General features: G+C 64.6%; 14 protein-coding genes. 12 read left to right on the forward strand and 2 right to left on the reverse strand.

The features are described 5' to 3' along the window. Nucleotides 1-2: 2 nt before the first annotated feature. From ON062_RS08990 to ON062_RS09005, 4 genes are all read left to right on the forward strand, one after another. Nucleotides 3-1,508 (forward strand): MFS transporter, encoded by a 1,506-nt coding sequence (locus tag ON062_RS08990; RefSeq protein WP_274646802.1) that lies wholly within the window; start codon nt 3-5, stop codon nt 1,506-1,508. Between the two features lie 160 nt (nt 1,509-1,668). Further along, complete coding sequence (gene rpsA / locus ON062_RS08995; protein WP_274646803.1) at nt 1,669-3,120, forward strand: 30S ribosomal protein S1; 1,452 nt, start codon at nt 1,669-1,671, stop codon at nt 3,118-3,120. Nucleotides 3,121-3,214: 94 nt separating this feature from the next. Then, the gene (locus ON062_RS09000; protein ID WP_274646804.1) at nt 3,215-4,885 is read left to right on the forward strand and encodes an ATP-binding protein; all 1,671 of its coding nucleotides are present in this window, start codon (nt 3,215-3,217) and stop codon (nt 4,883-4,885) included. A gap of 8 nt (nt 4,886-4,893) precedes the next feature. Continuing rightward, the gene (locus ON062_RS09005; RefSeq protein ID WP_274646805.1) at nt 4,894-6,090 is read left to right on the forward strand and encodes a hypothetical protein; all 1,197 of its coding nucleotides are present in this window, start codon (nt 4,894-4,896) and stop codon (nt 6,088-6,090) included. On the opposite strand, the gene ON062_RS09010 is transcribed toward ON062_RS09005, so the two are convergent. After that, entirely contained in the window at nt 6,069-6,815 is a 747-nt protein-coding gene (locus ON062_RS09010; protein WP_274647048.1) for a response regulator transcription factor, read from the reverse strand. The two genes, ON062_RS09005 and ON062_RS09010, sit on opposite strands and share 22 nt — an antisense overlap. Nucleotides 6,816-7,239: 424 nt before the next feature. On the opposite strand from ON062_RS09010, the gene coaE reads away from it, so the two are divergent. Together coaE and uvrB are read left to right on the forward strand one after the other, a co-directional pair. Continuing rightward, the gene (gene coaE / locus ON062_RS09015) at nt 7,240-7,842 is read left to right on the forward strand and encodes a dephospho-CoA kinase (RefSeq protein WP_274646806.1); all 603 of its coding nucleotides are present in this window, start codon (nt 7,240-7,242) and stop codon (nt 7,840-7,842) included. Nucleotides 7,843-7,882: 40 nt separating this feature from the next. Then, entirely contained in the window at nt 7,883-9,964 is a 2,082-nt protein-coding gene (gene uvrB / locus ON062_RS09020) for an excinuclease ABC subunit UvrB (RefSeq protein ID WP_274646807.1), read from the forward strand. A gap of 4 nt (nt 9,965-9,968) precedes the next feature. Here the strand turns inward: uvrB and ON062_RS09025 are convergent, their stop codons facing one another. After that, complete coding sequence (locus ON062_RS09025) at nt 9,969-10,214, reverse strand: hypothetical protein (protein ID WP_274646808.1); 246 nt, start codon at nt 10,212-10,214, stop codon at nt 9,969-9,971. Between the two features lie 47 nt (nt 10,215-10,261). Here ON062_RS09025 and ON062_RS09030 point away from each other — a divergent pair, with 47 nt between their 5' ends. The 6 genes from ON062_RS09030 to whiA all read left to right on the forward strand — a co-directional run bounded on the left by ON062_RS09030 (nt 10,262) and on the right by whiA (nt 19,701). After that, nucleotides 10,262-10,714 carry a MarR family winged helix-turn-helix transcriptional regulator gene (locus ON062_RS09030; RefSeq protein ID WP_274646809.1) on the forward strand — a complete coding sequence of 151 codons (453 nt, stop codon included), beginning with the start codon at nt 10,262-10,264 and terminating at the stop codon, nt 10,712-10,714. A 213-nt stretch (nt 10,715-10,927) separates the two neighbouring features. Beyond that, nucleotides 10,928-12,802, forward strand: coding sequence for a bifunctional UDP-sugar hydrolase/5'-nucleotidase (locus ON062_RS09035; RefSeq protein ID WP_274646810.1), 1,875 nt, complete (start codon nt 10,928-10,930; stop codon nt 12,800-12,802). Nucleotides 12,803-12,929: 127 nt separating this feature from the next. Continuing rightward, on the forward strand, nt 12,930-15,827 hold the full coding sequence (gene uvrA / locus ON062_RS09040) for an excinuclease ABC subunit UvrA (protein ID WP_274646811.1): 2,898 nt from the start codon (nt 12,930-12,932) through the stop codon (nt 15,825-15,827). A 1-nt stretch (nt 15,828) separates the two neighbouring features. Then, nucleotides 15,829-17,766 carry an excinuclease ABC subunit UvrC gene (gene uvrC / locus ON062_RS09045; RefSeq protein WP_274646812.1) on the forward strand — a complete coding sequence of 646 codons (1,938 nt, stop codon included), beginning with the start codon at nt 15,829-15,831 and terminating at the stop codon, nt 17,764-17,766. A 22-nt stretch (nt 17,767-17,788) separates the two neighbouring features. Further along, on the forward strand, nt 17,789-18,670 hold the full coding sequence (rapZ, locus tag ON062_RS09050) for an RNase adapter RapZ (protein ID WP_274646813.1): 882 nt from the start codon (nt 17,789-17,791) through the stop codon (nt 18,668-18,670). A 53-nt stretch (nt 18,671-18,723) separates the two neighbouring features. Then, nucleotides 18,724-19,701, forward strand: a complete 978-nt coding sequence (gene whiA / locus ON062_RS09055) for a DNA-binding protein WhiA (RefSeq protein WP_274646814.1) — start codon at nt 18,724-18,726, stop codon at nt 19,699-19,701. The last annotated feature ends 68 nt before the right edge of the window (nt 19,702-19,769 follow it).

The raw sequence follows: 19,769 nt of genomic DNA on the forward strand, positions 1-19,769 counted from the left end.
CGATGAACGAAAGAACACCTCCGACCGAGACCAAAGACATTCCCGTCGCGTCGCCCTCGCATCAGTGGCGCGCGTTCTGGGTGTGCGTGAGTGTTGCGGCACTCACGATCCTCGACCTCACGAAGGTCAATGTCGCGTTGCCGTCGATCGAAGCATCCTTCGGATCGGGCTCCACCGAGCTGGGCTTCATCGTCTCGGGTTACGTGCTGGCCTTCGGCCTCGTCTTGGTCCCCATGGGCCGGCTCGGCGATCAGCGTTCGCGGCGTGCCCTGTTCATCATCGGTCTGAGCCTGTTCACCCTGATGAGCTTGGTGTGCGCTCTGGCGCCGAGCATCGAGGTGCTGCTGATCGGTCGGCTGATTCAGGGCGTTGCCGCGGGCATCCAGATGCCGCAGGTCATTGGGCTCATCCAGGAACTGTTCCGCGGCCCCGACCGGGGACGCGCGTTTGGGCGGTTCGGCGCGATCATCGGGATTTCGACCGCCCTCGGCCCCACCATCGGGGGGCTCGCGATCGCCCTCGGGGGAGTGCAAGACGGCTGGCGTTGGATCTTCTGGATGAACGTCCCCCTCGGGCTCATCGCGATTTCGTTGGCGATCTTCCTCCTCCCGAAGCTCCACAAGAGGACCCGTCGCCCGCTGGCGCTGGACCCGTTTGGCGTGCTGCTCTTCGGACTGGCCGTGCTGTCGCTGATGCTTCCTTTCCTGTTCACCACCGGATCGCCCGACGACAACCCGCTGCGGTGGTGGCTGCTCGTGGCATTCGTTCTCTTCGCGGCGGCATTCATCGCGTGGGAGCGTCGCTACGAAGCATCCGGTCGAGCTCCGCTCATTCCGCTGAAACTCTTCCGCATCGCGTCCTACCGCAACGGCACGCTGATCGTTGCAACCTACTTCACTGCGCTGCCGGCGATGTTCTTGCTGACGACGCTCTACCTTCAGGGAGGCCTCGGTCTCGAGCCTGTGTACGCGGGGATGGTGACGATCGGCTTCGCAGTGGCGAGTGCGATCACGTCTTGGATCGGCGGTTCATTGGTAGGGAAATACGGCCGGCCGCTCGTGGTGTGGGGAACCGCCATTGTTCTGGTTTCGCTCATCGGGCTCGTGATCGTTGCGCTGTTCGCGCCGCCTGAGTGGCTGCCGTGGATCATGGCGGCGATCATGACCATCGGTGGCCTCGGGGGAGGGCTGGTGATTTCGCCCAACCAGACACTGACGCTCGCCGAGATCCCCGTGAAACAGGGTGGGGTCGCAGGCTCGGTAGGACAACTCGGCCAACGCATCGGAACAGCGATCGGCACGGCCGTCGCGCTGTCGTTGTTCTACGCCACCATCTATCGCGAGACCGGCTCCGAGGCCGACCTCGTCGTCTTCCACGACGCTTACGCTTTCGGGATGCTGTCGGCGGCGCTGTTCCTCGCCGTGACGTTCCTGATCGGGCTCGTCGACCTGTCGTCCCGACGGCGGCGCAAGAAGTCGCGCCGGAGCGAAAGCCGGGTTGACGCGTAACTCCCGGTCGGCGGCGGGATTCTGATATCCTGAGGTGTCACGCGTCTGGCTCTACGAGCGCGCGCGCGATTCGAAACCACATCCAACTGCTTCGCCACCTGGCATTTGCATGCCTGTCGGCGCGGCCCGAACACCCAACCCAACAAGGACAACCCACTACATGACTACCGCAACGACCGCCCCGGCTACCAAGCAGATCGCGATCAACGACATCGGATCCGCTGAGGACTTCCTCGCCGCGGTCGAGAAGACCCTGAAGTTCTTCAACGACGGTGACCTCATCGAAGGCACCGTGGTGAAGATCGACCGCGACGAGGTTCTCCTCGACGTCGGCTACAAGACCGAGGGTGTCATCCCCTCGCGCGAACTTTCCATCAAGCACGACGTCGACCCCAACGAGGTCGTCAAGGTCGGCGACCCGGTCGAAGCCCTCGTTCTCCAGAAGGAGGACAAGGAAGGCCGCCTCATCCTCTCCAAGAAGCGCGCACAGTACGAGCGTGCCTGGGGTGACGTTGAGAAGATCAAGGAGAACGACGGTGTTGTCACCGGTTCGGTCATCGAGGTCGTCAAGGGTGGCCTCATCGTTGACATCGGACTCCGTGGCTTCCTCCCCGCATCGCTCATCGAGCTGCGCCGCGTTCGCGACCTGACGCCGTACCTCGGCCAGGAGATCGAGGCGAAGATCCTCGAGCTCGACAAGAACCGCAACAACGTCGTGCTCTCGCGCCGCGCTCTGCTCGAGCAGACGCAGTCCGAGTCGCGCACCACGTTCCTCAACAACCTCCACAAGGGCCAGGTCCGCAAGGGAACCGTCTCGTCGATCGTCAACTTCGGTGCGTTCGTCGACCTCGGTGGCGTCGACGGTCTCGTCCACGTCTCGGAGCTCTCGTGGAAGCACATCGAGCACGCATCCGAAGTCGTCGAGGTTGGCCAGGAGGTCACCGTCGAGATCCTCGAGGTCGACCTCGACCGCGAGCGCGTGTCGCTCTCGCTCAAGGCAACGCAGGAAGACCCGTGGCAGGTGTTCGCCCGTACCCACGCGATCGGTCAGGTTGCGCCCGGTAAGGTCACCAAGCTCGTTCCGTTCGGTGCGTTCGTCCGCGTCGCAGACGGCATCGAGGGCCTCGTGCACATCTCGGAGCTCTCGGGCAAGCACGTCGAGCTCGCCGAGCAGGTTGTGTCGGTCGGCGAAGAGGTCTTCGTCAAGATCATCGACATCGACCTCGAGCGTCGCCGCATCTCGCTGTCGCTGAAGCAGGCCAACGAGTCGGTTGACCCCAACGGCACCGAGTTCGACCCGGCCCTGTACGGCATGGTCACCGAGTACGACGAGAACGGCGAGTACAAGTACCCCGAGGGCTTCGACGCTGAGACCAACCAGTGGAAGGAAGGCTTCGACGAGCAGCGTCTCGCATGGGAAGCCGAGTACGCCGCTGCGCAGGGACGCTGGGAAGCGCACAAGGCTGCTGTCGCCAAGGCGATCGAGGCCGAAGCTGCTGCCCCCGCCGTCGAGTCGAACGCATCGTCGTTCACTTCCGACAACAGCTCGTTCGGCACCCTCGCCGACGACGAGGCTCTCGCGGCACTCCGCGAGAAGCTGTCGGGCCGCTGATCTCACAGCACTGAAATTGGGCCGGGACCTTCGGGTTCCGGCCCTTTTTCGTTGCAATCGCACGCCGTGCTCGCGTATCGGTTACCGTCGCTGTATGGCCGTGACGCAGCATCCACCGCGTGCGCGCGGACGCTCATCGACAGGGTCATTGCTCCATGAGCCCCCGATCGTGGATCGCACGTGGGAACGCGCCGCGATCCTCAATCAGCTCCTGCTGGGTTCGGTGGTCTTCGTCGTCGGCCTGGTGATCGTTGTCGAGGGATCGGCGCCCAACCCGCCGATGTTCTTCGGGGGTGTCGTTGCCGTGTTCTCCCTGACCGGCGCCACGCTGATCATTCCCTGGAATCGCCTGCGATACGGCTGGGTCGCCGTGATCCCCGCGCTCGACATCATCGCGATCGCTCTCATGCGTGTGGCGATGCCCGACAGTGCGATGGGACTGCTCTGGGTGTTTCCCGCGCTCTGGCTTGCCGGTAGTTTCGGGCTGATCGGTCTGGCTGGGGTCGTCATCGGCGTGACAATGCTCATCGTCTTCCTGGCCCTTACCGGGACGACCGGAACGCGCCACGCAACCATCCTGCTGCCGCTGGCGATTCTCGCTGTCGCAGCGACCAGCTACCTCAACACCCGACGTTCACAAGCACAACGCTCCTTGCTCGACAAACAGGCGCAACTGCTGCGCGGGGTGCTCGAGCACTCCCGACGTCAAGAACAAGAGGTGACGGAGGTTCTGGATGCCGTCGATTTCGGCGTCATACGCATCAGTGCCGGCGGCCGCGTGGCCGTAACGAACGAGGCTCACGCGCGTCTGCAGATGGCGACGAATGGGGATGGTGGCGCATCGCACGTGCCCGCGTTTCGTGACGATGGCGTGACGCCGCTGCCACTGGCAGAGCTACCCCTTGAACGCGCGCTGCGCGGTGAGGCGTTCGAAAACCAGGTCGTGTGGTTCGGGGAGGAGCCCGATGCCCGGCAGGCTCTGAGCGTCACCGCGCGTCGCCTCACAGGCAGTGGCGGCAAGAATGTCGGCGCGGTCGTGGTCTCGCGCGACGTGACCAATGAGCTGAGCGCGCTCCGCGCCCGGGACGAGCTCGTCGCTTCGGTATCGCACGAACTGCGCACCCCACTGACCTCCATCCTGGGGTACCTCGACCTTGCGATCGAGAACCCTGAGACCCCTGAGAAGGTGCGCGCGAACCTCGATATCGCTGAACGCAACGCCGAACGTCTGCTGCGGATTGTCGCCGACATTCTGACAGCGTCGAGTTCGTCGTCGTCGTCGATCGAAGCATCCATCGCCCCGCGTGCGGTGGACGTACGGGAACTGCTCGCGAATGCCGCCGCAGACATGGCTACCCATGCCGAGTCTCGCGCGCTCACGATCGACGTCACGGGGTTGGAAGAGGCCACCGCGTGGGCTGATCCGCTCCGGCTTCGACAGGTGGTCGACAACCTGCTCGCGAACGCGATCCGCTACAACAAGTACGGGGGCACCGTGTACCTCGGGTCGACCACAGACGGGACATCAACATGGCTGCTCGTGCGCGACACCGGCCCGGGCATCAGCGATGATGATCGGACGAGACTGTTCCAGCGCTACTACAAGGCGGGGGCGGCCCGCCGTACCGGCACCGGCCTCGGTCTGGCAATCACGCGTGACATCGTGCGTGCTCATGGAGGAGAACTTGGTTTGCACACGTCCGTCGGCGTCGGATCGACGTTCATCGTGAAGATTCCCGCTGCGCCCATGGAGACGGACGCATGATGGCCGACATGGATGCCTTCTCCGTCTACGTGATGGTGGCGCTCGTGGTCAACGTCTGCGGCATCATCTTCATCGTCGAGACCCTGTTGCGGCGCGATGGCGGGTCGGGGCGGATCTGGTCGCTCAGCTTTCTCGCGTCGATGCTGATGACGATTTCGTATGTGATCTGGTACGCACTGGACGGTGCCTGGTGGGCGGTGGCCGTCGGCAACGGTGCGGTGGTCGCCGCGGGTGGCTTGCTGTGGCTCGGCTCTCGGCACTACAACGGTCGGCACACAGCGTGGGCCATGTGGTGCGTCATCGCCGCGGTAGCGGTGTGTATCGGGTCGGTCGCTGTGGCGGGCCCGGATGGTGGCGACTGGGCCGGCGCCATCTGGATGTTCGTCGGCGTATTCGCCTTCAGCGCGTTGGGAGCGATCGAGTGCGCCCGCGGAAGTATCGCTGCCCAGCGCACCGCGTGGATTCTTGCGGGCGTTCTCGTTGTGCAGTTCCTTTACTTTGTTGCGCGCACGTCCGCGTTCATCAGTTCGGGCCCCGACAGTTCGCTGTTCGACATGTGGTTCGGCACCACGAATACCGGAATGCTCACCGTGATCGTCAGCATCGTCGCGTTGTCGGTGACCTCGGTGCTGCGTGCCGCGCGTGCACCCGTGAGGGGATACGAAGGGGTGCGCACCGCGCGTGCCGCGGGTGACGACATCCTGTCCTCTGAGGACTTTCGATCGGCAGTCGACTCGCTGTGTGCGCGCGCGGCCGTGCGCGGCGAACTCGTGGGCGTGATCAGTGTGAAAGTCGGCGATTTGGATCAGATCTCCACGGCTTTCGGGAGTGACGTCGTCCGCACCATCACGGGCGTATGGACGGGCGGCATCCGCGCGCATGCGCCGAGCAATGCGCTCGTCGGCGGCGACGGTCCGCCGATGATGTCGGTTGGCGTGCTCGTGGTGTCGCCCGCGGAAGCCCGCCGGCAGGCGGGGGCCATCTACCGCGGCCTGTTCGACGACCTCGGCTCGGTCAGTGGGGGAGTGATTCCCGTGCTGGGGGTGGGCGTCGGGTTGAGCAGTACGGCGGGTTTCGACGCCGGTGCGCTGATCGCTCTGGCCGAATCAGCGGCGGAAGAAGCATCCCGAAGCATCGAAAGCTCCGTGCTGATCGGTGGAGAAGACGCGAGTGTGGCCGCGGACTACCCGGGCGTCAAGCGATAACCGACACCTCGTACGGTCTCGATCCACCGCGGTTCAGACGGCGACTCGCCGAGTTTTCGGCGCAGGTTCGCCACGTGGACCTCGATGGCGCGCGCATCGCTCTCGCTGACGTACTCGATGCCGGTGTACTGCTCGCCGCGCAGCATGAGTGCCAATTCGGACTTGCTGCGCACTCGTCGGCCGGATTCGAGCAGGTCGGCCATGATGTCGAATTCGCTCCGCGTCAGATCGACGTCGCGGTCATCGATCGTGACCACCCGTGTGGCCTTGCTCAGCCGCAGACCGCCGTGATTGAGCACCGGGTCGCCCGCTGACACGGGGGCAGGCGCTTCGGTGGGCGTCGCATCGACATGCTGGCGCGGGCGGCGGAGCATGGCATCGATGCGGGCGCGCAACTCGCGCGGACGGAACGGCTTCGCGACGTAGTCATCGGCGCCGGCCTCGAGCCCCTGCAGGGCGTCGATTTCTTCGGTGCGGGCGCTCAGCATGACAATGTACGTCGAGCTCTCGGAGCGAATGCGCTTGGCCGCCTCGAAGCCGTCCATGCCGGGCATGTTGACATCGAGCGTCGTGACCAGGGGGCGATGCGTCCGCACGAGCTCGATCCCTTCGGCGCCCGTTTCGGCACCGTACACCTCGAAGCCCGCCTGTTCGAGCACAGCCATCAACAGGGAACGGATGTCTTGCTCATCCTCGATGACGACCGCCGTGCGCGTGGCGTCCATGGGTGCACCCTCCCGCTCCGGCAGGATCGACTCCCATGCCGGATCGACCGTCATGCTACCCCAGAGAGCCGACTCGAAATTGCGTCGGGTAGCGGTCATGGGTGCGGAACCTGTCGACGTACGAGCATGTGAGGGGTGAGTGAGGCGGCAGTCCCCCCAAGAGCTGCCGCCCCACCACGCTGACCACGACGCCGCGTGCACCGCGGAGTTGATGTGCGGCGCGACTCCCCGGTGACGAGGATCACCCAGTCTTGCGACTCGGGATGGGTGACCATCGTCCGCCTCCCCAGACTTTGTTGATGCGGTTTCGTGGTGTTCTTTTCGGGTTACTTCGAGCGTAGGTGCGGGTGCTCAAGGTAACCTCAGGCGAGTCTCAGGACGTGCCAAGGTTCATGCGCGGCCACACACGTGGCATCCTCGATCCATGACACTCGTGGCGCTCACCGGGGGAATCGCCTCAGGCAAATCGACGATCTCTGGTCTGTTGGCTGAGAGGGGCGCGGTCATCGTCGACGCCGACCAGATCGTGCGTGACGTCCAATCACCCGGTTCTGCGGTGCTGGCGCGCATCGTCGATGAGTTCGGTGAGCGGATGCTTCGCCCCGACGGATCCCTCGACCGTGCCCAACTGGGAGCGCGCGTCTTCGGGGACGACGCGGCGATCGCGCGGCTGAATGGCATTGTGCATCCCGCCGTTCGTGAAGAATCCGCGCGTCGCTTCGCGGACGCTTTCGCGGCCAATCCCGACGCGGTGGTGGTCTATGACGTGCCGCTGCTCGTGGAAGCTCGGGTCGATGACCCGTGGGATCTTGTGGTGGTGGCGCACGCCCCCGCAGCCCTGCGCCGCGAGCGGCTCATCACCCTGCGGGGGATGGCGGCAGGGGAAGCGGATGCTCGGATCGCCGCGCAAGCCTCTGACGAGCAGCGCCTGGCGATCGCTGACATCGTGATTGACACGACGGGTGACCTGGCGACGACCGAGACGCAGGTGGACCAGTTGTGGGCCGAGATCGCGCGACGTTCCTGATCTCGCGCCGAGTGTCGGAGCCCCACCGTACGCTGGTGGGATGCAACCCACACGGTCGGTGCGCCCCTTCGAGGTCATCAGCGAGTACGAGCCATCGGGCGATCAGCCGCAGGCGATCGCGGAGCTCTCCGCGCGCATCAACGCGGGCGAGACGGATGTGGTTCTGCTCGGTGCGACGGGAACGGGTAAGTCGGCGACCACGGCGTGGTTGATCGAGGCGGTGCAGCGCCCCACCTTGGTACTCGCTCACAACAAGACGCTGGCGGCCCAACTGGCGAACGAGTTTCGCGAGTTGATGCCGAACAACGCCGTCGAGTACTTCGTGAGCTACTACGACTACTACCAGCCAGAGGCGTACGTTCCGCAGACAGATACCTTCATCGAGAAGGATTCCTCGGTCAACGCCGAAGTCGAGCGGCTGCGGCACTCGACCACGAACTCCCTCCTCAGCCGGCGCGACGTCGTCGTGGTGAGCACGGTGTCGTGTATCTACGGGTTGGGGGCGCCGGAGGAATACCTGCGGGCCATGGTCGCTCTGCAGGTCGGCGAGCGATATGACCGCGATGCGCTGATCCGCAAGTTCATCGCCATGCAGTACAACCGGAACGACGTCGACTTCTCGCGCGGAAACTTCCGTGTGCGCGGCGACACCATCGAGATCATTCCGGTGTACGAGGAGTTCGCGATCCGCATCGAGCTCTTCGGGGATGAGATCGAGGCGCTTTACACCCTGCATCCCCTCACCGGTGAAGTCATCCAGAAGATGGAATCGGTTCCGATCTTCCCCGCGTCGCACTACGTTGCCGCTACCGACACCGTGCAACGGGCGATCGGCACGATTGAGGACGAACTCGGGGAGCGGTTGAAGGAACTCGAAACGCAGAACAAGCTTCTCGAAGCGCAGCGGCTGCGCATGCGTACGACCTTCGACCTCGAGATGCTTCAACAACTCGGGTTCTGCTCGGGAATCGAGAACTACTCGCGCCACTTGGATGGTCGATCGGCCGGACAACCCCCGCACACGCTGCTCGACTTCTTTCCGGATGACTTCCTCATGGTCATCGATGAGTCGCACGTCACTGTTCCGCAGATCGGTGCGATGTATGAGGGGGATGCTTCGCGCAAACGCACGCTCGTCGAGCACGGGTTTCGACTGCCCAGTGCCATGGACAATCGGCCGCTTCGGTGGGACGAGTTCAAAGAGCGCGTCGGCCAGACCGTGTACCTGTCGGCCACGCCTGGGCGCTACGAAATGGGTATCGCCGATGGGGTGGTCGAGCAGATCATCCGCCCGACCGGTCTGGTCGACCCGGAGATCATCGTCAAGCCGTCCAAGGGACAGATTGATGATCTGCTCGAAGAGATTCGGGTCCGTGCCGCGCGCGATGAACGTGTGCTCGTCACCACGCTGACCAAGAAGATGGCGGAAGAGCTCACCGACTTCCTTGGTGAGCACGGCGTGCGGGTGCGCTACCTGCACTCCGACGTCGATACTCTTCGTCGCGTCGAACTGCTGAGTGAACTGCGGGCCGGCGTCTATGACGTCCTCGTGGGCATCAACTTGCTGCGCGAAGGTCTCGACCTGCCCGAAGTGTCGTTGGTGTCGATCCTGGATGCCGATAAGGAAGGCTTCCTGCGCAGCGGAACATCCTTGATTCAGACGATCGGGCGCGCGGCGCGAAACGTCTCGGGCCAAGTGCACATGTACGCCGACACGATGACCGACTCCATGCGAAATGCGATCGAGGAGACCGACCGTCGCCGAGAAAAGCAGATCGCCTACAACGCTGAGCATGGCATCGACCCGCAACCCCTGCGGAAGAAGATCGCTGACATCACCGAGGTGCTCGCTCGAGAAGCATCCGACACGCGCGATCTGCTGTCGCGCAAGGATTCTGCGAAGACCAAGTCGGGCCGTGGGAAGTCGCCGACGCCGCAACTGCGGCGCGAGGGGATTGCGGCAGAAGGGGCTCAGCAGCTACAGGAGACGATCGCCGATCTCAGCGACCAGATGCTCGCCGCCGCGTCGGAGTTGAAGTTCGAGTTGGCCGCGCGTCTGCGTGACGAGGTCCAGGACCTCAAGAAAGAGTTGCGTGCGATGGAGCGAGCGGGGCACGCCTGACCGGTCATGGGCAGTGCATGATCGGCTTGTCGCGTGAGCGATCGAAGGTGTGGGCCGTGATGGCCTGACCGCACAGCGGGCACGGTCGTTCCGCGCGTTCGGAGGCCGTGGGTGGCGGTGTGGTCTCATACGGTCCCACGGACGCCGGACCGGCAACGCGGATCAGCGAAGCGTTCGCCCACGCGTACCAGCCACCGGCGGCCTTGATGCGCTGACGCAGGGGGAGGCGGGTGGGGTTGTCATCGGCCATATTCGTTAGTGTACTAATGAATAGGGAACTAACGATACGATCGTGCGATGACGACGGAAGCATCCTCAGCCGATCTGCTCGCGCTCGACAATCAGGTGTGCTTCGCGATCGTCACCGCTGCCCGCAACGTGGTGTCGATCTACCGGCCGATTTTGGAACCGCTGGGCCTGACGCATCCGCAGTACCTCGTCATGCTCGCGCTGTGGGAGCAGTCACCGCGTTCGCAGCGGGAGCTTGCTGATGAGCTCGCACTGGATCCTGCCACGCTGTCTCCTCTGGTCAAGCGGCTCCAAGCCCAAGGGCTGATCGCGCGCGAACGGCGGCACGAAGACGAGCGCGTGATCGACGTGCGCGTCACTGAGAAAGGCGCGGCACTCCGCGCGCGTGCGCTCATGGTGCCCGCGCAGGTCATGGAGCGGGTGGGGGCCGACGAACATGCGCTGCGAGCGCTCCGGGACGCGCTCGCACCGTTCTCGGGGGCGCGGACTCAGTTCCCCTGACAGGCACGTGCGCGTGCCCGCTGTGCATGAGGGCTTTCTCATTTCCTTTGCGTGGGCGGGTCGGAAACCTAGGCTCGGGGCAGGTGCGCCACCGGTCGACGCAGCGCTGCTCGGCAAGCGATGGGCCGTACCCCTTGTCCCATGTTCCGACAGAGAGGACGCGTTATGCGATCTCGCTCATGCTCCCGACCTTCATTCGAACTCGACACATCAGTGCGCCGGAGGACCTCCGCCGTCGTCGCGGGTGCTGCCGCGCTCGCGCTGGCTCTCGGCGGAGTAGCACCCGCGCAGGCGGCGCAGCCCACAGACTCCGGCGCCCGCGGTAAAGGAGAGAGCAAGAGTGCCGCCGGTGCGAAGCTGCCCTCGGCCAAGCCGAAGTCGTTCGAGCTCACCATCCTGCACGTGAACGACGGTGAGTCCGCCCTGCTGCCGACGTCGAGCGATCCCGGGGCTGCGCGATTCGTCGCCGACCTCAAAGCACTCCAGGCCGAAGCAATCGAGAGCGCGCTCCCGCCGCAGGCGAGTGAACGCGCGAAGCGTGTGCAGCAGCAGTTGAAGCCGCGCGCCGCCGTGACGATCTCGTCGGGCGACAACTATCTCTCCGGACCCAGGCTCAACGCATCGCTGAACAGCCCGGACGGAACCTTCTACGATGCACTTCTTTACGAGGAGGGCGGCTTCGACGCGATCACGATCGGCAACCACGAGTTCGATCGCGGCCCCGACGTGCTGGCGGACTTCATCGAGGCAGCCGGTGACATTCCGTTCGTCTCGGCGAACCTCGATGTATCGGGCGAGCCGCGGCTCGCCGCGCTGGCGGACGCGGGGCGCATCGCCGGAAGCACGGTTGTCGAGAAGGCAGGTCGCGAGATCGGAATCGTCGGCGCCATCTATGAGGATCTGCGCTCCATCTCGAGTCCGCGAAATGTGACGACGTCGGATGCTGCACAAGCCGTGCAGGCGGAGGTTGACGCGCTGACAGCCGAGGGGATTGACATCATCATCCTCTCGAGCCACCTGCAGAGCATCGACAGTGATGTCGAACTGATCAGTGAGATCACAGGGGTGGACGCTGCCATCGCTGGTGGCGGCGTCGAACGGCTAGACCCGTTCCCCGCCGCCGCGACCGACGCTGATGGCAAGTCGATTCCGGTCGTCACGACCGTCGGGAACTATCGCGACATCGGCAAGCTGGTGTTGCGGTTCGACCAGCTCGGCAACGTGACCGACGTCGTCGAAGAGGCGTCCGCGTTGGTGCCGGTTGCCCTTGACGGTCCGCGCGATTCATGGACGGCGGAGAACGTGGAGGCACCGGTCGAGCAGTACGTCGCAGCTCTGGCCGAAAGCGTGATCGCCGAGACCGATGTGTGGCTGGACGGAGCGAATCCCCCGGTTCGCTTCCGTGAGACCAATGTCGGTGACCTGTTCACCGATGCTATGCGCGAAGCAGCGCGCGATCGGGCTGCCGAGTATAGCGTCGGTCAGGCCGACATCGCTCTGCTCAACAGCGGCGGCATCCGAAACAACGTTCAGCTCGCTCCCGGGTCGGACGTCACTGAGTTGACGACGTTCGACATTGGAGCGTTCTTCAACCTCGTGTCGATCGCCGAGATCGACGGGCAGAAGCTCAAGGAGGTGCTCGAGCACAGCGTCTCTTCGCTGCCCGCCGCCGGCAACGGACGTTTCGGCCAGTGGAGCGGCGTGGAATTCGTCTACGATCCGGAAGCGCAGGCGCAGGTCTTCGAGGCTCCGACAACGATTCTGACGCCGGGTGAACGAATCCGCGAAGCCGTCGTCACCCGAGCAGACGGCACGCGTGTGACGCTCGTCGCGGGCGGCGAGGTTGTCGCTCCAGATGAGACATTCTGGTTCGTGACGAACGACTTCACGTTCCGCGGCGGCGACAACTATCCACTGGACGATGTGCCATTCACCACCCTGGGCGTGACATATCAGGCGGCCCTCGCGGACTGGGTCGCCGAGGTCGGGGTCATCACCGCGGACAACTATCCGGACCTCACGATCGACAACGACACGTACCGCCGCTTCGGGCCTGAAGGTCAGTTCAGTATTCCTTCGGCGCCATGACGGGTAACGGATGAGAGGCGGATGCCGCAGCGCCACCTGCGGCATCCGCTGCCGTCCGTGCTCTACCACTGGAGCCTGCTGAGCGCGAACCCGCGCCGGTGTCTGAGGCCGCGCCTACACTTGACGGGTGCCTATTGTCCCCGTTGATATCCCCGGTCACACCAGTGGAAAGCTCAGTGTGCGCGGGGCCCGCGTCCACAATCTCAAGGATGTCGATCTCGACATTCCCCGCGACTCGCTCGTGGTCTTCACCGGCCTATCCGGGTCGGGGAAGTCGAGTCTGGCGTTCGACACGATCTTCGCCGAGGGGCAGCGGCGCTACGTCGAGTCTCTGAGCTCCTATGCGCGGCAGTTCCTCGGGCAGGTCGACCGACCCGATGTGGACTTCATCGAGGGTCTGAGCCCGGCGGTGTCGATCGATCAAAAGTCGACCAACCGCAACCCGCGATCGACCGTCGGAACGATCACAGAGATCCACGACTACATGCGTCTGCTTTGGGCCCGCATCGGCGTGCCGCATTGCCCTGACTGCGGTGCAGTGATCCAGCGTCAGACCGTGCAACAGATCGCCGATCAACTGATGGAGCTCCCCGAGCGCACGCGCTACCAGGTGGTCGCACCGGTCGTCTCGCAGAAAAAGGGTGAGTTCGTCGACCTGTTCAAGGAACTCGCTGCGAAGGGGTTCGCTCGCGCGATCGTCGACGGCGACCTGATTCAGCTGGCCGAACCACCGACACTCAAGAAGAGTTACAAGCACGACATCGCCGTCGTGGTCGACCGATTGGTCGCGAGCGGCGACATCCTTGGCCGAGTGACCGACTCCGTAGAAACTGCTCTCGGCCTCACCGGCGGGCTCGTGCAGGTGAATTTCGTCGACGAGGAGGGAGATGCCGCGTGGCAGTCGTTCTCCGAGAAGCTGGCGTGCCCCAACGGGCATCCGCTTCAGTTGACCGAGATCGAGCCGCGCACTTTCTCGTTCAACGCCCCCTTCGGGGCGTGCCCCGCATGTTCGGGGCTCGGGACGCGGATGTCGGTGGATGTCGATCTGATGCTCGGCGATGAAGAGTTGTCGATCCGAGAAGGCGTCATCATTCCCTGGACGACGCAGGGCAAGGGGCTCTTCCAGTACTACGAGCGGTTGCTCGAGGGTCTCGCTCGCGACCTGGATTTCTCGCTCGACACGCCCTGGAACGCGTTGCACGAGGACGTTCGTCAGGCCGTCCTACGCGGAGAAAACTATAAGGTCACGGTCAAGTGGAAGAACCGCTACGGCCGCGAGATGCGATACGCGTCGGGATTCGAAGGTGTGGTGCCCTACATTGAGCGCCAGTACCTGCAGGCAGAGAGCGACACTCAGCGACAGCGCTGGGCCGACTACCTGCGCGAAGTGCCGTGCCCGGTGTGCAACGGCGATCGACTCAAGCCCGAAGTGCTGGCTGTCAAGGTCCACGACCGCTCGATCGCCGAGGCGTCGCACATGAGCCTCGCTGATGCGCAGGCCTACTTCGCCGAGCTGCAGTTGACAGACCGCGAGGCGAAGATCGCGGCTCAAGTCCTCCGCGAAATCCGCGCGCGCCTCGAATTCCTCCTGCAGGTGGGGCTCAGCTATTTGAGCCTCAGTCGGGCGGCTGGCTCACTTTCCGGGGGTGAGGCGCAGCGCATTCGTCTCGCCACGCAGATCGGCTCGGGTCTGACCGGCGTGCTGTACGTCCTCGACGAACCCTCGATCGGCTTGCACCAGCGCGACAACCGTCGCCTGATCGACACTTTGGTCAAGTTGCGCGACCTCGGGAACACACTCATCGTCGTCGAGCACGACGAAGAGACGATCCATGCCGCGGATTGGGTGGTCGACATCGGTCCGCGCGCGGGCGTCGACGGTGGCCACGTGGTTCATTCCGGACCGCTGTCCGAGCTTCTCGAAGACCGCGGGTCGATCACTGGTGACTACTTGGCCGGGCGGCGCGCCATCGCCACACCGAAGAAGCGTCGCAAGATCGACAAGCAACGCCAGATCACGGTGGTCGGGGCGCGAGAGAACAACCTGCGGGACGTCACGGTCAATTTCCCCCTCGGCGTCCTCACCGCTGTCACGGGCGTGAGTGGCTCGGGCAAATCCACGTTGGTCAACGGCATCCTGTACGAAGTCCTGGCCACCAGGCTCAACGGTGCTCGCCGCGTCGCCGGCAAGCACACCCGAGTTACCGGGCTCGACAACCTCGACAAGGTGGTCCACGTGGACCAGGCGCCCATCGGTCGGACGCCTCGTTCGAATCCGGCGACCTACACAGGGGTGTTCGACCGCATCCGCACTCTCTTCAGCGAGACACTCGAAGCGAAAGCGCGCGGCTACCAGCCCGGTCGATTCAGCTTCAACGTCAAGGGCGGCCGCTGCGACGCCTGTTCGGGCGACGGCACGATCAAAATCGAGATGAACTTCCTGCCCGACGTCTACGTGGACTGCGAGGTGTGCCACGGAAAGCGCTACAACCGTGACACGCTCGCCGTGCACTACAAGGGCAAGAACATCGCAGAAGTCCTCGAGATGCCCATCTCGGAGGCAGCCGAGTTCTTCGAGCCGATCCAAGCGATTCACCGCTACCTCAAGACCCTCGTCGACGTCGGCCTCGGATACGTGCGGTTGGGCCAGTCGGCGACCACGCTTTCGGGTGGTGAGGCGCAGCGTGTGAAGCTCGCCACCGAACTGCAGCGGCGCTCGAACGGGCGCAGCATCTACGTCCTCGATGAACCCACGACAGGCCTTCACTTCGAAGACGTCGCGCGTCTTCTCGAAGTTCTCGGGGGACTGGTCGACAAGGGCAACACCGTGATCGTGATCGAACACAGCCTCGACGTGATCAAGTCGGCCGACTGGATCATCGATCTCGGGCCTGAAGGTGGCGCCGGTGGAGGGCAGATCGTCGCCACGGGAACCCCTGAGCAGGTTGCTCGGGTGGAAGGAAGCCACACGGGAGCCTTCCTGGCGGAGGTGCTCGGAACGGCACCTGCCCGCAAGGCGGGCTGACGTGGCATCCGCTTCATCATCCTCGCGGCGCGCGAGGCCCGAGCTGCCATACAAACCCAAGCCGGGGGAGATCCCCACGAACCCGGGCGTGTATCGATTTCGGGATGCCGATGGGCGCGTGCTCTACGTCGGGAAGGCGAAGAACCTCCGAGCTCGCCTGTCGAACTACTTCGCACCCTTGCCCACGCTGCACGAACGCACGCGGCGCATGGTGACCACCGCCGCCTCGGTTGAATGGACCGTTGTCGATAGCGACGTGGACTCCTTGCAATTGGAGTACATGTGGATCAAGGAGTTCGATCCGCCGTTCAACGTGCGCTACCGCGACGACAAGTCGTACCCATTCATGGCGATCACCCTGGCCGACGAAGCGCCGCGGGTGATTGTGACGCGCAATCGGCGAATCGCCGGGGCGCGATACTTCGGGCCGTACCCGAAGGTATGGGCGGTTCACGACACCATCGACCTGATGATCAAGGTGTTCCCCATCCGCACCTGCAGCGACTCGTCGTACAAGAAGGCGATGGCAACCGGTCGGCCGTGCTTTCCCGGGCAGATCGGCCGGTGCGGCGGGCCGTGCTCGGGTCGGGTGACCATCGAGGAACACCGCGCGATCGTCGACGACTTCGTCGCCTTCATGGCGGGCGGTGATCAACGCTTCACCAAGCAGCTGAACGCTCGGATGCGTGAGGCCTCGGCGGCCATGGACTACGAAGCCGCAGCCACCTACCGCGATCGGCTGCAGGCGATCGATGCCGTCCTGAGCAAGAGCGCGCTCGTTCTTGCCGAAGACATCGACGCCGACCTGTTCGGCATCGCAGAGGACGAGCTGGCGGCGGCGGTACAACACTTCGTGATTCGCGGTGGGCGCGTGCGCGGTGTTCGGGCGAGCACCATCGAAAAAGAACTCGACATCAGTGCCGGCGACCTGGTGGACCAGGTGCTGCAGCGCACCTACGGTAACGCGTCGGGTGCGGACATTCCGCGCCAGGTGCTGGTTCCGCATCTGCCGGATGACGCGGACGAACTCGAGACGTGGTTGCGTGACAAGCGCGGGAAGTCCGTGTCGATCCAGGTTGCACAGCGCGGGCAGAAGGCCGACCTCATGCGTACTGCGTCGCTCAATGCCCAGCAGGCGCTGATGCTCCACAAGACGCGACGCACCAGCGACTACGTCGCGCGTACGCAGGGGCTGACGGACCTGCAGGAAGCACTGGGGCTTGACACGGCCCCACTCCGGATCGAGTGTTTCGATGTGTCGCACCTCAGCGGCACGAACGTTGTCGCATCGATGGTCGTCTTCGAAGACGGACTGCCGCGCAAAGACCAATACCGCTCGTTCTCGATCGCCGAGACGACCGACGACACGGATTCCATCTACCAGGTCCTTACCCGTCGACTGGCCTATGTGGGGCGTGCAGAAGAGGACGAGGCGGATGCTCCCGCGGGGCTGCCCGAGAGCGAGGGCGAGCCCGTCGCTCCCGAGCGCAAGCGTCGGCGGTTCGCGTACCCGCCGCAGTTGCTGGTTGTCGACGGCGGGCGTCCGCAGGTGGAAGCAGCTGCTCGCGCTCTGCGAGAGTCCGGTCACACCGAGATCGCGCTGTGCGGCATTGCGAAGCGGCTCGAGGAGGTGTGGCTGCCGGGGGAGGAGTATCCGGTGATTCTGCCGCGCACTTCCGAGTCGCTGTACCTGCTGCAGCGGCTCCGCGATGAGGCGCACCGATTCGCCGTCACCCATCAGCGAAAACGGCGGCGGCGCGACATCCAGAGCGTTCTGGCCGAGGTGCCCGGGCTCGGTGAGTCGCGTATCAAAGCGCTTCTGAAGCACTTCGGGTCGGTCACAGCGCTCAAGAACGCCTCTCGAGACGAGATTCTCGAACTTCCGGGAATCGGGCCTGCGCTGGCGCAGGCGATACACACCCACCTATCGGATCGATAGGCTGGACGCGACGGGGGTGGTCATGACCGAGGGGATGCCGGACGGCGCGAGCGAAGTGCTCATCGTGACCGGAATGTCGGGTGCGGGACGATCGACCGCGGCGAACGCGCTGGAAGACCTGGGATGGTATGTCGTCGACAACCTGCCGCCCCAGATGATGCGACCGTTGATGGACCTCACCGAAGGGGCCGCCGCTGCGCTACCCCGCGTGGCAGTCGTCGTCGACGTTCGCGGGCGAGACCTGTTCTCCGAGCTTCCTGCGGCGATGGCAGCAGTGCGGGAACGCAGGCAGGTGCGCCTGATGTTCCTCGATGCCTCGGATGACGTGCTCGTCCGACGTTTCGAGGCCGTGCGGCGGCCGCACCCCCTGCAGGGCGATGGCACCATTCTCGACGGCATCACGCGAGAGCGCGCCGTTCTGACGGTGTTGCGCGAAAGTGCCGATGTCATCATCGACACCTCTGCGAGGAACGTTCACCAGCTCTCCACCGAGGTCGCTGACCTGTTCGCTGTGCAGGGCGCGCCGAAACACACCGTCACGATCCTCAGTTTCGGGTTCAAGTACGGCTTGCCGCCCGATGTCGATCTCGTCGCGGACATGCGCTTTCTGCCGAACCCCTTCTGGAGTGAAGAGCTGCGATCGCTCACGGGGAAGGACTCTCAAGTGCGCGACTTCGTGATGGCTCAAGCCGGTGCCACCGAGTTCATCGACGCCTACGCCGCAGCGCTGCGCCCCGTTCTCGACGGCTATCAACGTGAGAATAAGCGGCATTCCGTCGTCGGAGTCGGGTGTACGGGGGGCAAGCACCGATCCGTCGTGATGGCCCGGGAACTCGCGGAGCGACTCTCCGTCGTCCCCGATGTCGCGGTGCGCGTGAAGGATCGTGATCTGGGCCGCGAATGATGTCAGCCGCGAGTAGGCTGGATCGTCCCCCAGACTGAGTGCAAGGAGTTCCGTTGTCGCTGACCGCCGACGTCAAAGCCGAGTTGATCACGGTGCGAGACCCTCGCCCGACCGCTCGGGTGGCGGAACTCACCACCATCCTGCGCTTCTCGGGTGGGTTGCACTCGATCGCCAACCGTGTGGCCGTGGAGGCAGAGCTCGACTCCGACCCGCTCGCGCGGCGCACGGCCCGCGAACTCATGGAGCTCTACGGCGTGCGCCCCGAACTCGTGCTCGTGCAGAGCTCGGGCAGCCGCAGCGGCAATCTCTACGCTGTGCGCGTGATCGAAGGCGGCGAAACACTGGCACGGCAGACCGGCCTGCTCGATCAGCGCCGCCGACCGGTGCGGGGGCTCCCGAACAAGCTCACGACGGGCTCCCGCGGAGACCTCACCGCAATCTGGCGCGGTGCGTTCTTGGCCGCGGGTACCCTCAGCGACCCCGGTCGTTCGGCGGCCCTCGAGATCACGTGCCCCTCGTCCGAAGCTGCGATGGCACTGGTCGGTGCAGCGCACCGGATCGGGATTCCCGCGAAAGCACGCGAAGTACGCGCCATCCCGCGCGTGGTCGTGCGTGAGGCTGAGGCCATTCGTGCCGCCCTGTCGGCGATGGGCGCCGAACGCGCCGCTTCGGACTGGGATCAAATGCGGCAGCGGCGGGAAGTGCGCGCGGGCGTCAACCGTCTGGTGAACTTCGACGACGCCAACCTCCGTCGGTCCGCTCAAGCGGCCGTCGCCGCGTGCGCGCGCGTGGAGAGAGCCCTGGAGATTCTGGGCGAAGAAGTGCCCGATCACCTGCGCGAAGCCGGTGATCTGCGTCTCGCGCACCGTGACGCGAGTCTCGACGAGTTGGGGCACCACGCAGACCCGCCGTTGACGAAGGATGCCGTGGCGGGGCGCATCCGCCGGTTGTTGGCGATGGCCGACAAGAAGGCCGAGACGGATGGCATTCCCGGTACCGAATCCGCCGTTCCCCCCGGGATGGGCGACTGATCCTGTCACGTGTCATGACGTGACGCAATCCCGCCCTGTGAGCCATCAAGCCTCACTAGGATGAGGGA

The sequence above is a fragment of the Microbacterium sp. C7(2022) genome (genome assembly GCF_028823665.1).
Classification (GTDB): Bacteria; Actinomycetota; Actinomycetes; order Actinomycetales; family Microbacteriaceae; genus Microbacterium.

What these genes read in the sequence shown, in the direction of transcription:
- ON062_RS09025 (WP_274646808.1), bottom strand. Translation starts at nt 10,214, where the DNA reads ATGGCCGATGACAACCCCACCCGCCTCCCCCTGCGTCAGCGCATCAAG.
- ON062_RS09005 (WP_274646805.1), top strand. Translation starts at nt 4,894, where the DNA reads ATGGATGCCTTCTCCGTCTACGTGATGGTGGCGCTCGTGGTCAACGTC.
- ON062_RS09000 (WP_274646804.1), top strand. Translation starts at nt 3,215, where the DNA reads ATGGCCGTGACGCAGCATCCACCGCGTGCGCGCGGACGCTCATCGACA.
- uvrB (WP_274646807.1), top strand. Translation starts at nt 7,883, where the DNA reads ATGCAACCCACACGGTCGGTGCGCCCCTTCGAGGTCATCAGCGAGTAC.
- ON062_RS09030 (WP_274646809.1), top strand. Translation starts at nt 10,262, where the DNA reads ATGACGACGGAAGCATCCTCAGCCGATCTGCTCGCGCTCGACAATCAG.
- ON062_RS08990 (WP_274646802.1), top strand. Translation starts at nt 3, where the DNA reads ATGAACGAAAGAACACCTCCGACCGAGACCAAAGACATTCCCGTCGCG.
- ON062_RS09010 (WP_274647048.1), bottom strand. Translation starts at nt 6,815, where the DNA reads ATGGACGCCACGCGCACGGCGGTCGTCATCGAGGATGAGCAAGACATC.
- rpsA (WP_274646803.1), top strand. Translation starts at nt 1,669, where the DNA reads ATGACTACCGCAACGACCGCCCCGGCTACCAAGCAGATCGCGATCAAC.
- coaE (WP_274646806.1), top strand. Translation starts at nt 7,240, where the DNA reads ATGACACTCGTGGCGCTCACCGGGGGAATCGCCTCAGGCAAATCGACG.
- rapZ (WP_274646813.1), top strand. Translation starts at nt 17,789, where the DNA reads ATGACCGAGGGGATGCCGGACGGCGCGAGCGAAGTGCTCATCGTGACC.